The organism is Amycolatopsis sp. CA-161197 (assembly GCF_050942255.1).
Taxonomy (GTDB): Bacteria; Actinomycetota; Actinomycetes; order Mycobacteriales; family Pseudonocardiaceae; genus Amycolatopsis.
Genome location: NZ_CP192059.1, coordinates 4,267,115 through 4,281,439, shown reverse-complemented (window position 1 = coordinate 4,281,439; position 14,325 = coordinate 4,267,115). Strand labels below are relative to the sequence as shown.

Sequence of the window (14,325 nt, the reverse complement as noted above, 5' to 3'; positions counted from 1 at the left end):
CGATCCCTTCTGCCGGCGGGTGGTTCGACGCGATGCTAACCAGGCCGCGGCCGCCGGTCCTCGCCTCCGAAGGACGAACCAATCCACAGCACCGCTCTATGACGCTCGACCCGGCGCGGTAGAACTCGGTCTGGCGGGCGAGGGCGCGCGGGTGACGGGGCGTGCGCGAAGAGGTGCATCGCGAGCGCCTTGCGTGCCCGGAACCGGTCCCGCGGGCGGTGGGTGAGCGCAGCTCGGGTCCGGCCGAGGTGCTGACCTGCCGGCGGCATCCGGCGGGCACACGCGCCGGCCGGGCGAACCCGTGCTCACGGGCGTGCGCGCGGACTTGACCCATCGCCGCGGCGGGGATGTACTGGTAGTGGCGATGGATCCCGCCTGGGCCCCACGGCCCGAACCGCCGGACGCAACGGCTGATGGCTTCCTGGACGATGCAGTGCTGCAGCGGACCGGGAGGACGTCGTGACGACAACCAGCCACTCTCTGCGATTGTCCATCTTCCTCGGCGAAGGCGACATCTGGCGGCACCGGCCGCTGGATGCCGAGATCGTGGCCCGCGCGCGCCGGGCGGGCCTGGCCGGGGCGAGCGTGTTCCGCGGGATCGCCGGCTACGGCGCGACCTTGCGCATCCACACGCCACACCGGGTGCCGCTCGGCGCGGACCTGCCGTTGCTGATCGTCATCGTCGACTCCCCCGCGAAGATCCGGGAGTTCCTCACGCAGCTGGACGACCTCGAGCTCACCGCGCCCGTGGTGATCGACGAGCTCGAGTCCCTTCACTTCACCGAATCGGCTCCGGCCCGGTCACGCTGGTCGTGGGCGACCTAGGAGCCGGTGGCGGCCATCCCACTCGAGAGGAGTGCATGACGATGCAGCTCACGGGAACCGCGCTACGCATGACGATCCTCATCGGCGAAGACGACGTCTGGCAGCACACACCGCTGCACCGCGAGATCCTCACCCGCGCACGCAAGGCCGGCCTCGCCGGCGCGACGGTCGTGCGCGGCTGCGAGGGATACGGCCTGCACCGCATGATCCACACGACGCGGATGCTGAGCATGGCCGACCACATGCCCATCCTCGTCCTGATCATCGACCGGCCGGACAAGATCCGGGCATTCCTGCCCCAACTGCAGGAGGTGATCAGAAACGGCACGGTCATCCTCGACAACGTCGACGTGATGACCATGGGGTGGTCCACGCTCGGCCCGGCGGCCGGATCGCGCACGGAAAACTGACGCGCTCCACCGGCGAGTTCACGACCGCAGCGCACCGCGAGCCCCCACGGCCGTGCGCTGCCCCGCGGGGGTGGCCTGCCCCAGTCCTCCCACACGGGCCGGCCACCCCCGCCCCCGTCGTCGCGAGGTGACTCAGAACCGGTGCTCGGCCGCCGTGCCGAGGCCGGCCGGTCCGGTGGTCAGTTGCGGCCGGCCATGACGCCACCGTCGACGTCGACGATCGCGCCGGTCATCCAGCTCGCCTTGTCCGAGAGCAGAAACGACACCATGTTCGCGACGTCTTCCGGCGTGCCGACGCGTCCCAGCGGATGCATCGTGGAGAAGTTCGTCTCCGGGTCGTCGCGCTGGTCTTCGGGAACCAGAAGGAAATACGGCGGCGTCTTCACCGACGCCGGCGCGACCGCGTTGACCCGGATGGCGTGCGGCGCCAACTCGATCGCCAGGGCCTTCGTCAGCGAGTGCAAGCCGCCCTTCTGCAACGAGTGGCCGGTGTGCGGCTTCGCCGCCACGCCCTGATGCGCCCACATCGAGCCGATGTTCACGATCGCGCCACCCTCGCCCCTGGCGATCATCCCCGCGACGACCGTCTGAGTGATGAAGAACATCGCCCGGTTCAGCTCGGCGAACGAGTCGTAGAACGCCTCGTCGTACTCCGTGAACGCCTTCGGCACGAAAATACCCGCCGCGTTCACCAGCAGGCTCGCATCGGCGTGCTCGGCCGCGAGCTGCTCCCGGACCGCCGGAACCTGGCTGCGATCAGTCAGCTCGGCCACGATGCCCCACGCCTTGCCCTGCTGCGACAGCGTTTCCACCGCCGTCCCGAGCTTCTCGGCGTTTCGGCCCGTGATCACCGCACTGCCACCACCGGCGAGCACCTGTTGCGCCGTCGCCAGCCCCATACCACTGCTGCCGCCGACGATGACGACCTTGCGTCCCTCGAAAATCCCACCCATGGACCGTTCCTTCCCGAATCGGCAACAATCACGCATCCGCAACAAATGGGAAGAGAACCAGCACACCGCCCGATGAGCCCCCTACACCCATCGGACACCTCCCACCGCAGCAAGATCAAGTCAACTCCCCCGCGCGACGCGAGCGCACCCGTGGCGATCCCGGGCCGACCACACCCGTAGGTCCCGGCCCGCCGGTACCGGTCGCCCCAGCCCTAGGGACGCGAGGCACACCCGCACCGCCGGATCACGGTCCGATCTGCGCAGCGAGTGGCCCACCCACCACCCACCGAGTGGACCAGATGGTCCGCTCTGGTGCATGATGGTCGCGCCGGTGAACGAAGTCGACTCAGTCGATCCCCGCGTCTTGCTTCCGCGGATGGGCAGCATCCCGGCACCTCCGCACCGCCGTCCGGCAGGTGCGCCGCCGTCCGGAACAAGCGAAAGGCACGCCCCGATGCGAAACGCGGCACCAGCGCTCGACGAGGGTCGCCCGACGAGGACGCCGCAGGTGGCGTTCGTCTCCGCGGTGATCTCCCTCGTGGCCGTGTTCGCCGCGGTGGGCTCGACGATCCCCCTGTTCAACATCTACCGGGCCGAAGACGGGTTCACCAACGCCGGCATCTCGGTAACCGTCGTCGCCTACTCCGTCGCCACCCTGACCGCACTCCTGGTACTGGGGAGGCTGTCCAACCACCTCGGCCGGCGGCCCATCTCGATCGCCAGCCTCGCGCTGCTCATCCTGGGCTGCGTGGTGCTGTTGAACGTCCACGACATCGTCGTCCTGGTCGCCGGCCGGCTCCTGATGGGTCTCGGGGCCGGCCTGGCCAGCAGCAGTCTCACCTCCTACATCGTCGACGCCGCCCCGAAGAGGCCGGCCTGGCTGGCTTCGGTGGCCTCCAGCCAGACAGTCATGCTCGGGCTCGCCCTCGGCGCCATCGCCTCGGGTGCCCTCGTCCAGTTCGGACCTTGGCCGCGCGACCTCGGCTACCTGATCGTCATCGGCCTGCTTCTCTTGTCGGTCGCACTCATCGCCGTCAGCCCGGAGACCGCCACCCCGACGCCGGGAGCCTGGCGATCGCTGCGCCCGAGGGTCCTCGTGCCGGCACAGGTCCGTGGGCTGCTCCCCGTCGCGGCAGCGGTGCTTCTGGCCACGTGGGCGGCCGGCGCCTTCTACCAAGCCTTCGTGCCCGCACTGGTGGAAGATCAGCTCCACACCCGCAGCCCCCTCGTCCTCGGGCTGGTGTTCGCCGCCTACATGGGTCCGAGCGTCCTCGGCGCTCCCCTCGGCGGCAGGTTCACCCCGGCCGGCGCCCAACGTGTTGGCATGATCGGCTTTCTGGCGGGAATGGCCGGCGTCATCACGGCGATCGTCACCGGCACCCTCGTGCTGTTCATCGCCGCGACGATCGTCGCGGGAGCGAGCCAAGGCATCGCGATCAGCGCCGCGACCCGCGGCCTGCTGTCCGGCAGCACCCTCGCCGACCGCGCACCGACGTTCAGCGTGATCTACCTGCTCTCCTACAGCGGTTCGACGATCCCCGCCCTCATCGCCGGCCAGCTCTCCGGCACCTTTTCCCTGCAGCAGATCGCCTTCGGCTACGGCGGGCTCGCTCTGGTCGCGACCGTGTTCACCGTTCTCGCCGCACGCAACCCGCGCACCGGCCCGAAAGGCCCGTCCGGGCAGTGATCGACAGCGATCGATCACCCGCTGCCGAGCTGGCTCCACCACGACCCCAGGAGAAGTTGAGTCGCATACTTTGGCCTGTATAGTCCATAACCGGTGCGTCCGCGACGACGAGGTTCGGGACTCTGCAGCACCAGGAGCCCGGACTCGGGCTCGACGACGGCTACTCACACCGGAGGTCGATTCACTGTGTCACGACTGAACACTCCCACCCCCGACGAGGTCCCTGAAGGTGCTCAGCGGATCCTGGACAACGTCGGCACGCAGCTCGGTTTCGTTCCGAACATGTTCAGGACCATCGCGTCCAACCCGACCGTTCTCGAGGTCGTCACGACGCTGCAAGGAACCTTGAGCCGGGTCCTGGACGCGCGGACCCGGCACAGCATCGCGCTGGCCGTTTCGCACGCCAACGAATGCAGTTACTGCCTGGCCATGCACACGTACGTGTCGTCCGAGTTCGGCGGTATGTCCCATGAGGACATCGAGCTGAGCCGCGGCGGGAGTTCGGTCGACCCGAAGCGCGCCGCGGCCGCCCGCTTCGCGAAACGGGTCGTCGACAGCCGGGGGCAGGTCAGCGACGCCGACCTCGCGGCCGTGCGAGACGCCGGATACACCGACTCCCAGGTCTTGGCGATCGTCACGGTGGCGGTGCAGGCCCTTCTCACCAACTTCATCAACAACGTCAACCAGACCGACATCGACATCCCCGCCGTGGACTCGGCCACCGCGCCTCGCTGACCGCGGTACCTCCACTCGCCGCACGTTGATTCAGGAAAGATGCGATATGCAGGGCTCCGAGCTCTATGAGAACTTCATGGCGCTGCACACCCGAGACGGTGGCCTCGTCATGCCGAACGCCTGGGACGGCCTCTCGGCGCTGATGCTGGCCGACGCCGGCTTCCAGGCGATCGCGACGTCGTCGGCGGCGCTCGCCGGCACGCTCGGCCGTTCCGACGGGCGGCACGAAGTCACGCGCGACGAGCATCTCGGCCATGCCCGGCTCCTCGGCCGGCTCACCGGGCTCCCCGTCAACGGAGACTTCGAGGACGGTTACGGCGACACGCCCGAAGACGTGGCAGCGACCGTCGAAGCCGCCGTCGGCCACGGCCTGGCCGGCATCGGAGTCGAGGACACCTCGGGCAACCCCGAGTGCCCGATCCGCGACTTCGACGAGGCGGTCGCCCGCGTGCGCAGCGCCGTGGACGCGGCCAAGCGACGCATCGTCGTCACCGGCCGCACGGACAACTTCATCCAGGGACGGCCCGATCTCGACGACACCATCCGGCGGCTGACGGCCTTCGCCGAGGTCGGTGCGGACGTGGTCTACGCCCCGTACCCGCCCGACCTCGCCGCGCTCGAGGCGATCGTCGCCGCGGTCGCGCCGACGCCGGTCAACGTGCTGGTGTCACCCGCGGACAAGGTGCTGACCGTCGCCGAGCTGCAGAAGGCCGGCGTCAAACGCATCAGCCTCGGCCCGTGGCTCTACACCCACGCGATGGCGGCACTCGATCAGGCCACCAAAGCGCTCGTCGCGGGTGACCTCGCGGCGGCGGCCACCGGTCTCGGCTTCGACCGCATCGGTGAACTCCTCGCGCGCGGCAAGAACTAGCCCGGACCCGGGCACTGCCCTCACCTGATTGATCACCCGAAGAAAGCAGAGGACCATGGATCTCGACAAGCTCATGAGCAAGCACCTCACCAGGGCTTTCGATCCCGGCAAGACCATTCCGGAAGAGACCCTCGAGCAACTGCTCAAGTTTCTGCGATCCGCGCCGACGTCGACGAACATCCAGCCCAATCACTTCTACGTGCTCGCCACCGCCGAAAGCAAAGAGCACCTCGTCGCCAATCTGGGCGAACGGTTTCAGGACAACGGCGAAAAGATCCTGAAAGCGTCGCACACGATCATCCTCACCACCCGGGCGGACGTACCGGACAGCCACCTCGACGAGGTGTTCGCCAAGGAGACCGCCGACGGCCGGTTCCCCGACCCGGCGAAGAACGCGATGTGGCAGTTCATGACCCGCGATTTCCTCAATCTGCGCAACTACCAGTACAAGGACCTCAACCACTGGATGGAAAAGCAGACCTACATGGTGCTGGGCATGACCATGATGGCGGCCGCCGAGCTCGGCGTGGACGCGACGCCGCTCGAAGGCTTCGATCCGACCAGCGTCGACAAGGCGTTCAAGATCCGCGAAACCGGGCACACCACCACGGTGCTGCTGGCCCTCGGTTATCCCAACCCCGAGAAGGCCTACACCGGCCCGATTTCGCGCTTCGAACCCGACCGGCTGTTCAGTTTCCTCTGAGCCGTCCTCGGTAGCGGGAACCACTGCGCCGACGCCCCCGCGGCTCGTCCGTTCGACGGAGCCGCGGGGGCGTCGAGCTCTTGGTCAGTCGGCTGCGACGAGCTCGCGCGCGGCGGCGGCGATGTGTGCCGCGTCGATGCCCGCCGCGGCGAGAAGTTCCGCGGCGGTGCCGGAGCCCGGCAGGTGGCGTACGCACAGGTGGGTCATGCGCAGGCCGGGGATCAGCGCCTCGAGGATGGCGGAGCCGATCCCGCCCTCGCGGTGGTGGTCCTCCGCGACGACGAAGCGGCCCTCGGTGGCCGAGGCGGCGGCCGCGAGCGTGGCGGTGTCGACGGGTTTCACCGAGTACAGGTCGACGACCCTCGCGGTGATCCCCTCGCCGGCGAGCACGTCCGCCGCGGCCAGGCACTGGTGCGCGGTCACGCCGGCACCGACAAGGGTCACCGAGTCCTGGCGGCTGGAGCGCAGGAGTTTCGACCCGCCGACGGGGAACGTCTCGCCGGGGCCGTAGAGCACGGGGTAGGCGCCGCGCGTCGTGCGCAGGTAGCTGATGCCGGGTGTCTCGGCCATCACCTTGGTGAGGGCGACGGTGCTGGTCGCGTCGCTGGGGTAGAGAACCGTCGAGCCGTGGATCGCCCGCATCATCGCCAGGTCCTCCAGCGCCATCTGCGACGGGCCGTCGGCGCCGATCTCGACTCCCGAGTGGGAGCCGACCAGCCGGAGGTTCGCCTGGGAGATCGCGGCCATCCGGATGAAGTCGTGCGCACGGGTGAGGAACGCGGCGAAGGTCGAGGCGAACGGGATCCGGTGGCGCACGCTGAACCCGACGGCCGACGCGAGCATCTGCTGCTCGGCGATGAACATCTCGAAGTAGCGGTCGGGGTAGGCCTTGGCGAACTCGTCGGCGTGGGTGGAATTGGACACCTCGCCGTCGAGCCCGACGACCGTGGGGTGCGTCGCACCGAGCCACACCAGGGCGTCGCCGTACGCCTTGCGGGTGGCGACCTTCTCCCCCAGCTCGTAGGCCGGCTGCGGCGCCTGCTCGTTCTCCGCCGTGGGCACGGCCGCGTGGTCGCCGGTGGGCAGCGGACCGCGGACCAGGAGGTCGCTGGTTCCCCCGAGTTCTTCAACGGCGCGGGCGGCCATGTCCTCGGGCAGCGCCTTGCCGTGCCAGCCTTCGTGGTCCTCGATCTCGGAGAATCCGCTGCCCTTGACGGTCTTGGCGAGGATCACGGTCGGCGCGCCGGCGCCGGCTTCGCTCGCGGTCCGCAGGGCGGCATCGATTTCGGCCAGGTCGTGGCCGTCGATCGTGAGCACCCGGGCCCCGAATGCCTCGGCGCGCCGCGCGTAGGTCTCGGTGTTCCAGCCCCATTCCGTGGGTCCGCGCTGTCCCAGCCGGTTCACGTCGGCCAGGACGATCAGGTTCTCGAGCCGGTAGTACGAGGCCTTGTCGAGGGCTTCCCAGATCGAGCCCTCGGCCAGCTCGCTGTCCCCGCACAGGACCCACGTGCGGTAGGAGAGCCGGTCGAGGTAGGCACCGGCGAGGGCGACGCCGACCCCGATCGGCAGCCCCTGTCCGAGCGAGCCGGTGGCCACGTCGACCCACGGCAGGACCGGCGTCGGGTGTCCCTGCAACCGGTGCCCGAACCGCCGGTACTCCGTCATCAGCTCAGTGTCCGAGACGACCCCGACCGCCTTGTAGATCGAGTACAGCAACGGAGAGGCGTGGCCCTTGGAGAAGATCAGGTGATCGTTGCGGTCGTCCTCGGGCCGGTCCCAGTCGTAGCGCAGGTGACGCGCGACCAGCACGGCGAGCAGGTCCGCCGCGGACATGCTCGACGTCGGGTGCCCCGACCCGGCGCTCGTACTGGACCGGATCGAGTCGACCCGCAGCTGGCGGGCGAGCTCGGCCGCCCCGGCGAGATCGAGGTCCGTGCGGGCCTGGTGCGTGGTGCCGGAGGTGCTCATCGGTGCTTCTCCTCATCGCGTGAATGCGGCCGTACGGCTTCCGCGGCCTCCCGGAACGCGAGCAGGCCGCGGGTCACGGTTGCCGGTCGTGGCGGATCATTCGCTCGTCGTGCGGGCAAAGCTGCTTGATGGGGCGCGAGCGGCCGTCCGGTTTCGGGCAACGCGCGGGTTCGTGGTTGTCGGCCGATGCCCGTCGGCGGGCCACGACCGTGATGCGTCCTCAGTGGAGGATACCCGCCTGGCGACCCCGTTCCACGACCATCCGGATGATCTTGACCGACGGCCGCAGACCACCGGGTTCCCGGCCGGCGAATATTGTGTTACGTCGTCGGGAAATGGGTAAGACGCCGCTCCGGGACGGCACACACCTACGGGCCGGTGAACCGGTACGGCGGCGGGAGATGCTCGTGGATCTGGGGCGTTGTGGGGTGTGGGGCGTCGGCCTCGGCGCGGCTGAGCGGCGTCTCGCCGCGGAAGTGGCGGCCGAGCTCGAAGACGCCGGGTGGGGCGCGGTCTGGGTACCGGAGTCGCGCGAAGCCGATGTGTTCGACCAGTGTGAACTTCTTCTCGGCGTCACCCGTCGGATCAAGGTCGCGCCGGCTCTGCGGGACATCGGAACCCGCGACGCGTCCGTCGTGGCCGCTCGGCACGGCCGGCTTCGGGACGCAACGGGCCACAGGACGTTACTGGGGCTGGCCGCGACCGGCACCGGCACGCGAACGGACCCGGTGGCGCGGATGGAGGCCTACCTCGACTGCCTCGATCGGCTCCCGGGTCCGGTCACCTGGGAAGAGCGGGTGCTGATCTGCGATCGGACGGAGATGGCCGAGCTCGCGAAACCGCGGGCGCTCGGGGTCCTCCGCCGGGTTGCGACACCGGACTGCACGGACCGGACGAGAGCGTTCCTCGGTGACGGGTCTTTCCTGGCGGTGCGGCAGGCAGTCGTCGTCATGCGGGACGCCGAAGCCGCCGAAGAGCTCGGCCGCGCCGAGCTGTCGAGAATGCTCTCGTGCCGGACCTGCGTGCTGGAGCTGCGCGGACAGGGCTTCGGCGAGGACGACCTGCGCGCAGGAGGGAGCAAACGACTCTTCGACAGCGTCATCGTCCGCGGGGATGCCGAGCAGGTGGAGGCGAGGATCCGGGACCACGTCGCAGCGGGCGCCGACCACGTCAGCTTGCACGTGCTGACCACCGGACTGGACCGGGCTCGAATCGAGTGGCGCGAGCTGTCGCCGCTCGCGGTGCACCGCGCAACCGGGTCCTGAGGCAGCAGCGGCGACGCCGTTTAAGGACGCCTTCGTCCCTTTCGGCACCAGGGTGGCCGGGAGGTCGCCAACGGTCATCGCTCGTGGTAGTGCGGTAACCTGGCGCCGTGGTGGAACCTCAGGATGACGTGCGGCCGACTCGGGTCACGGCGCGCGGAGAGGCGACCAAGGCGCGAATCGTGCAGGCCGCGGTCGACTTGATGACGGTGAAGGGCGTGGCCGCGACGACGCTGGACGACGTGCGCGCGGCCAGCGGCACGAGCAAGTCGCAGCTGTACCACCACTTCGCGGACAAGAACGAACTGGTCCAAGCGGTCATCGAGTTCCAAGCTCACGAAGTGCTGAACTTCCAAGGCGAACAGCTCCGCCGGCTGAACTCGATCCGCGGCCTGGAACGCTGGCGGGACGCGATCGTCCAGCGCAACGCCCTGCGCGACGGTGCGTACGGCTGCGCACTCGGGTCACTGGCGAGCGAGCTGTCCGATTCGAACGAACGGGCCCGCTCGGCGCTGGCCCAGCACTTCGAAACCTGGCTCGGCCTGCTGGCCGACGCGTTCACGAGGATGCGCAAGGACGGCAAGCTCCGCCCGGACGCCGACCCCGAGCGGCTGGCCACGGGGTTGATGAGCGCGCTCCAGGGCGGGTACCTCCTGGCCCAGACCGAGCGGGACGTCAGGCTGATGAAAGTCGGGCTCGACATGGCGATCGACTACATCCGCACCTTCCGGGCCTGACGCCCAGCCCGCAGCCCGCACCCGCTGTCCGCCATGCCACGGCGGCTCGTCCGTCACGCCGTCGATCGCCGAGCACGGCACCTCCCGGTTCGACTGCCGCCCGCGAGCGCTCATCGCGCCGCGTCGCCGTCGTGCGCGGAGGCGATCCGCTCCTTGGCCTTGGCTCTGGCGAACCCCCACACCTGCGCTGCGGTGGGTGCCGAGGGCAGTGCGATCTCATCGGCGTTGGTGACGACGTCGAGCAGGACCGGACCGTGGTGCCCGAGCGCGTCGCGCACGGCGGAGTCGACGTCCGCGGCCCGCTCGACGCGTACCGCGTGGAGTCCGCAGGCTCGGGCGATGGCAGCCAGGTCCCGGTTTTTCAGCCTGGTGCCGAACTCCGGGAGTCCGCTCTGCTCCTGCTCCTGCTTGACCATGCCCAGCCGGGAGTTGTTGAACACGACGATCTTGACCGGCAGGTCGTGGTCGACCACCGTCAGCAGCTCCCCCATCACCGTGGTCACGCCGCCGTCGCCGCAGAGCCCGATGGTCTGGCGGGTCCGATCGAGCTGTGCCGCGCCGAGCGCTTGAGGAAGGGCGTTGGCCGTCGAGCCCAGGTTGTACGAGCCGAGCAGGCGGCGGTTGCCGCCGAGCGTGACGAACCGAGCGAACCAGACCGTCGACATGCCGGTGTCGGAAGTGAACACCGCATCGGCCTTGGCGTGCCGATCGATCGCCGCGGCGAGCACCGCCGGACGGATGGCACGCGCCCGGTTGTCGAACTGCCGGCGGACCCGCCCTGCCACGCCGGCCTCGTAATCGGGGTCCGCGAGGTGTTGCTGACGCTCGCGCCAAGTCTCGTAGCGACGGCGGGACCGGGCCAGGTGGTCGCGATCCGGCTTGGTGGTCAGCTTGGGCAGCAGCGCCTCGAGGGTGGCCGCCGAGTCGCCGACGAGGCCGAGGTCGACGGGCACCCGTCGGCCGATGTGGGCACCTTCCACGTCGATCTGGACCACCGTCTTGCCCCGGGGGTACCAGTCGCGGTACGGGAAGTCCGTACCGACCATGAGCAGGACGTCGCAGTCGTCGAGTGCGTGCTGAGCCGCGGGGTTGCCGAGCGGGCCCGGCTGGCCGACCTGGAACGGGTTGTCCTGCTCGATCTCTTCCTTGCCCTGCAACGTGAGGACCATCGGTGCGGAGAGCGCGTCGGCCACCGCGAGGACCTCTTCCCGAGCTTCCCTCGCTCCGGCGCCGACGAGCATGGTCACCTTGGCCGCGCCGTCGAGCAGGTGGGCGGCCTGGTCGAGCAGGGGCCACGTGGGAACGGTCTCCGGGCGCTGCGCGATGAACCGCGGGCCGGCCGCGGACAAGGGGCGGGCGCCGATGTCACCGGGCACGGTCAGCACCGCCACGCCGCTGCGCGCGTACGCGGTGTTCACCGCCAGTTCCAGCAGGTACGGCAGCTGCGCCGGGTCGGTCACGGTACGGCAGAACTCGGCGACGTCGCGGAATACGGCGTCGTTGTCGACCTCCTGGAAGTGGTCGCTGCCGAGTTCGGCGCTGGGGACCTGGCCGCAGACCGCCAGCACCGGTGCGTGGGACTTCTTCGCGTCGTAGAGGCCGTTGAGCAAGTGGACGGCACCCGGGCCGACGGTGCCCATGCAGACGCCGATCGTTCCGGTCAACTGCGCCCTGCGCGCCGGCGGCGAACGCGCCGGCCTCCTCGTGCCGGACGTCGATCCAGCGGAGCCGCTTTTCGAGGCGCACAGCGTCGGTGATCGGGTTCAGCGCGTCGCCCACCACACCCCAGACGGTCCTGACTCCGTGGTCGGCCAAGCTCGTCACGAGCAGGGACGCGACAGTCGTCATGGCTGTGGCCTCTCCGCGGATTTCGGGGTCGAGGAAGTCGAATCGCTCGTCCTCGTCGGGACAACGAACATTATAAGTGGACTATAACGTCCATTGCCTGGCCGACGTGCTCCGCGGTGAGTGGCGTACACCTCGATCATCGAAGAGGTAAGAACCTCTCCGTCGTGATCACTAAATCAGCGAACGGCCTTCTGCCGCTTCGATCCACCTTCCGTCGGTCCGGATTCCGGGCCGGAGTTCTCACGAGTGAGGATCACACACGATCATGGCCAAACACACGAGGGCGCGCGTCACGACGGTGGCGGCGGCTGTCGCCCTCGCAGCCGTCACGTTCACCGCGTCACCTGCGTCCGCGACGTCGGCTCGTGCCGCCGGCGGCACGGTGTTCGTTCAGACGGATTCACCCGACGGCAACGCGGTCGTCGCGTTCGACCGCATGACGGACGGCTCCCTGCGGCAGAAGGCCGTGTACCGGACCGGAGGGCGCGGTGGCGTGCTCGACGGCTCGGTGGCCGACCACACCGCTTCGCAGGGTGCCCTGACCTACGACAGCCGCCACCACCTGTTGTTCGCCGTGAACCCCGGCAGCGACTCGGTCACCGTCTTCGCCGTGACCGGCGACCGGCTCACCAAGCTGCAGACGATCGGGTCCGGTGGCACCTTCCCGGTCAGCATCGCGGTGCACGACAACCGGGTGTTCGTGCTCAACGCCCGCGCCGGCGGCTCGGTGCAGGGATTCGTACTGCTGGCCGGGCACCTCGCGCCCGTCCCGCTCTGGCACCGCGCGCTGGGCTTCGACGCCGACGCCGCGCCCGAGTTCACCCACACCGCGGCGCAGGTCGCGTTCACCCCGGACGGCGGCTCTCTGGTCGTGAGCACGAAGGCCGCCGGCGACAGCGTGATCACCTTCCCCCTGAACCCGGTGTTCGGTCCGTCGGCCAAGCCGGTCGTCAACTCGACCGGCGCGGGATCGGTCCCGTTCGGGTTCGTCTTCGACGGCTCCGGCCGGATCCTGCTCACCGAGGCCGGCCCGAACGCGATCGTGACCGGCCGGGTCGACGGCCGGGGCAAGCTCTCGACCGGTACGCCCGTGGCGACCGGCGAGCAGGCGACCTGCTGGATCGCGGCCGCCGGTGACTTCGCCTACGTGGCCAACGCCGGCAGCGGCACGGTCAGCGGCTACCGCATCGGCGCCGACGGCACTCCCGTGAGCCTGGGCACCACGCCCGCGGGCGCCGGTACGGTCGACCTGGCCACCACGCCGGACGGCCGGTACCTCTACGCGCAGACCGGAGCGGACGGTGGCGTGTCAGCCTTCCGGATCAACCACGACGGCAGCCTGACCTCCGCCGGGCACGTCGTCCTCGACGGTGCTGCCGGCGGCGAAGGAATCGTCGCTCTGTGATCAGTCGGCTCAGGAGCCTGCCGTACGGCGGCTCCTGAGCCTTCCCGGCGCCCAACGCCGGCCATCCGTCCAAAATTCGCGACTTCACGGTGCGACAACAGGGTGTGGGCCCGTTGAAAAATCCGTCGTCGCCGGGGGTTGCGCTGCGGTGCCGCTACGAGCCCGACCGGCGGTGGGCGAAGCTGCCCACCGTTTCTATCGCCAGGTCGAGCCCGCTGTGAAAGTACTTCGCGTTCCGCATCGTGTGCGACAGCAGGAATCCCCCTTGGACGGCGGCCATGATCGCCGTGGACAGCGCGGCCGGATCAGCGGCCGGCGTGAGCTCACCCGCCCCCTTGATGCGCTCCAGTGCCTCCGTGACCAGTTGCTGCCACTGCCCGAACGCGGCCACCAGCGCAAGATTGCCCCGCAGGTGGTGACCGGCGAGGTGCTGGATGAGCATGCCGAGGGGGCAGCCTTCGATCGCGTTCACCGAGCCGACCAGTTCCGATCGCCACTCACACAGGCCGTCGAGAGTTCTGACGGCGGCGAGGCTGGGCCGCTGGCCGCGCAGCACGGTTTCGAGCTGGGTTTCGACAATTGCTTCGACGATGGCAGCGACGGTGTCGGATTCCCCGAAGACCATCCGGACCCGACGTGGCTCGATCGCCGCCGCCCCGCTGATCCTGGACATCGTGAGCGCACCGAGTCCGTGCCGGAACAGGAGGTCTGTCGAGGCGGCCACAATCCGGGCTCGTGGCTCCGATTCGGAGGCGTCGAGAGGGGAACAGGAGTCCCTGGTCGGATCAGACGGCATGCAGTGAAGCGTAGCCGCGCCGACGCCTGAGCAGACGTAGACCCCCTCTGAATAGTGGACTAACACGTCCAATTGAAAGGCCGGAGACGCGGCTTGGCCGGCGTGGTTTCGGATTCATATCCGGA

The 14,325-nt window shown here is 69.3% G+C and carries 13 protein-coding genes and 1 pseudogene; 9 read left to right on the top strand and 5 right to left on the bottom strand.

Annotated features, from left to right (window positions below; genetic code table 11):
• Positions 1-486: 486 nt before the first annotated feature.
• Together ACQPXB_RS20490 and ACQPXB_RS20485 are read left to right on the top strand one after the other, a co-directional pair.
• On the top strand, positions 487-825 hold the full coding sequence (locus ACQPXB_RS20490) for a DUF190 domain-containing protein (RefSeq protein WP_432854566.1): 339 nt from the start codon (positions 487-489) through the stop codon (positions 823-825).
• A gap of 35 nt (positions 826-860) precedes the next feature.
• Positions 861-1,235: a DUF190 domain-containing protein gene (locus ACQPXB_RS20485; RefSeq protein WP_432854563.1), complete on the top strand. Its 375-nt coding sequence runs from the start codon at positions 861-863 to the stop codon at positions 1,233-1,235.
• Between the two features lie 179 nt (positions 1,236-1,414).
• Here the strand turns inward: ACQPXB_RS20485 and ACQPXB_RS20480 are convergent, their stop codons facing one another.
• Positions 1,415-2,188, bottom strand: a complete 774-nt coding sequence (locus tag ACQPXB_RS20480; protein WP_432854560.1) for an SDR family NAD(P)-dependent oxidoreductase — start codon at positions 2,186-2,188, stop codon at positions 1,415-1,417.
• Positions 2,189-2,696: 508 nt separating this feature from the next.
• Between ACQPXB_RS20480 and ACQPXB_RS20475 the strand changes: the two genes are divergently transcribed.
• The 4 genes from ACQPXB_RS20475 (at position 2,697) to ACQPXB_RS20460 (ending at position 6,184) form a co-directional block, all read left to right on the top strand.
• A complete protein-coding gene (locus tag ACQPXB_RS20475) occupies positions 2,697-3,875 on the top strand; it encodes an MFS transporter (RefSeq protein WP_432854557.1) in 1,179 nt (392 codons plus the stop codon).
• A gap of 282 nt (positions 3,876-4,157) precedes the next feature.
• Positions 4,158-4,610: a carboxymuconolactone decarboxylase family protein gene (locus ACQPXB_RS20470; protein WP_366581816.1), complete on the top strand. Its 453-nt coding sequence runs from the start codon at positions 4,158-4,160 to the stop codon at positions 4,608-4,610.
• 46 nt (positions 4,611-4,656) lie between these two features.
• The gene (locus ACQPXB_RS20465; RefSeq protein ID WP_432854553.1) at positions 4,657-5,481 is read left to right on the top strand and encodes an isocitrate lyase/PEP mutase family protein; all 825 of its coding nucleotides are present in this window, start codon (positions 4,657-4,659) and stop codon (positions 5,479-5,481) included.
• A gap of 55 nt (positions 5,482-5,536) precedes the next feature.
• A complete protein-coding gene (locus tag ACQPXB_RS20460) occupies positions 5,537-6,184 on the top strand; it encodes a nitroreductase family protein (RefSeq protein ID WP_366581814.1) in 648 nt (215 codons plus the stop codon).
• 84 nt (positions 6,185-6,268) lie between these two features.
• Here ACQPXB_RS20460 and ACQPXB_RS20455 read toward each other — a convergent pair whose 3' ends face one another.
• Positions 6,269-8,152 carry a transketolase gene (locus ACQPXB_RS20455; protein ID WP_432854550.1) on the bottom strand — a complete coding sequence of 628 codons (1,884 nt, stop codon included), beginning with the start codon at positions 8,150-8,152 and terminating at the stop codon, positions 6,269-6,271.
• A gap of 407 nt (positions 8,153-8,559) precedes the next feature.
• Here ACQPXB_RS20455 and ACQPXB_RS20450 point away from each other — a divergent pair, with 407 nt between their 5' ends.
• Positions 8,560-9,417: an LLM class flavin-dependent oxidoreductase gene (locus ACQPXB_RS20450; RefSeq protein ID WP_432854547.1), complete on the top strand. Its 858-nt coding sequence runs from the start codon at positions 8,560-8,562 to the stop codon at positions 9,415-9,417.
• A gap of 107 nt (positions 9,418-9,524) precedes the next feature.
• Positions 9,525-10,151 carry a TetR/AcrR family transcriptional regulator gene (locus tag ACQPXB_RS20445; RefSeq protein WP_366581811.1) on the top strand — a complete coding sequence of 209 codons (627 nt, stop codon included), beginning with the start codon at positions 9,525-9,527 and terminating at the stop codon, positions 10,149-10,151.
• Positions 10,152-10,261: 110 nt separating this feature from the next.
• Here ACQPXB_RS20445 and ACQPXB_RS20440 read toward each other — a convergent pair whose 3' ends face one another.
• Together ACQPXB_RS20440 and ACQPXB_RS20435 are read right to left on the bottom strand one after the other, a co-directional pair.
• Positions 10,262-11,791 (bottom strand): thiamine pyrophosphate-dependent enzyme, encoded by a 1,530-nt coding sequence (locus ACQPXB_RS20440; protein ID WP_432854542.1) that lies wholly within the window; start codon positions 11,789-11,791, stop codon positions 10,262-10,264.
• Positions 11,792-11,882: 91 nt separating this feature from the next.
• Positions 11,883-11,999: pseudogene (locus ACQPXB_RS20435) on the bottom strand (thiamine pyrophosphate-binding protein); the annotation flags it as partial.
• Positions 12,000-12,264: 265 nt separating this feature from the next.
• Between ACQPXB_RS20435 and ACQPXB_RS20430 the strand changes: the two are divergent.
• The gene (locus ACQPXB_RS20430) at positions 12,265-13,404 is read left to right on the top strand and encodes a lactonase family protein (protein ID WP_432854539.1); all 1,140 of its coding nucleotides are present in this window, start codon (positions 12,265-12,267) and stop codon (positions 13,402-13,404) included.
• Positions 13,405-13,558: 154 nt separating this feature from the next.
• Here ACQPXB_RS20430 and ACQPXB_RS20425 read toward each other — a convergent pair whose 3' ends face one another.
• Positions 13,559-14,077 carry an LmrA/YxaF family transcription factor gene (locus ACQPXB_RS20425; protein ID WP_432854536.1) on the bottom strand — a complete coding sequence of 173 codons (519 nt, stop codon included), beginning with the start codon at positions 14,075-14,077 and terminating at the stop codon, positions 13,559-13,561.
• Positions 14,078-14,325: the final 248 nt, after the last annotated feature.

What these genes read in the sequence shown, in the direction of transcription:
- ACQPXB_RS20485 (WP_432854563.1), top strand. Translation starts at nt 861, where the DNA reads ATGACGATGCAGCTCACGGGAACCGCGCTACGCATGACGATCCTCATC.
- ACQPXB_RS20480 (WP_432854560.1), bottom strand. Translation starts at nt 2,188, where the DNA reads ATGGGTGGGATTTTCGAGGGACGCAAGGTCGTCATCGTCGGCGGCAGC.
- ACQPXB_RS20470 (WP_366581816.1), top strand. Translation starts at nt 4,158, where the DNA reads ATGTTCAGGACCATCGCGTCCAACCCGACCGTTCTCGAGGTCGTCACG.
- ACQPXB_RS20465 (WP_432854553.1), top strand. Translation starts at nt 4,657, where the DNA reads ATGCAGGGCTCCGAGCTCTATGAGAACTTCATGGCGCTGCACACCCGA.
- ACQPXB_RS20460 (WP_366581814.1), top strand. Translation starts at nt 5,537, where the DNA reads ATGGATCTCGACAAGCTCATGAGCAAGCACCTCACCAGGGCTTTCGAT.
- ACQPXB_RS20455 (WP_432854550.1), bottom strand. Translation starts at nt 8,152, where the DNA reads ATGAGCACCTCCGGCACCACGCACCAGGCCCGCACGGACCTCGATCTC.
- ACQPXB_RS20440 (WP_432854542.1), bottom strand. Translation starts at nt 11,791, where the DNA reads ATGGGCACCGTCGGCCCGGGTGCCGTCCACTTGCTCAACGGCCTCTAC.
- ACQPXB_RS20430 (WP_432854539.1), top strand. Translation starts at nt 12,265, where the DNA reads ATGGCCAAACACACGAGGGCGCGCGTCACGACGGTGGCGGCGGCTGTC.
- ACQPXB_RS20425 (WP_432854536.1), bottom strand. Translation starts at nt 14,077, where the DNA reads ATGTCCAGGATCAGCGGGGCGGCGGCGATCGAGCCACGTCGGGTCCGG.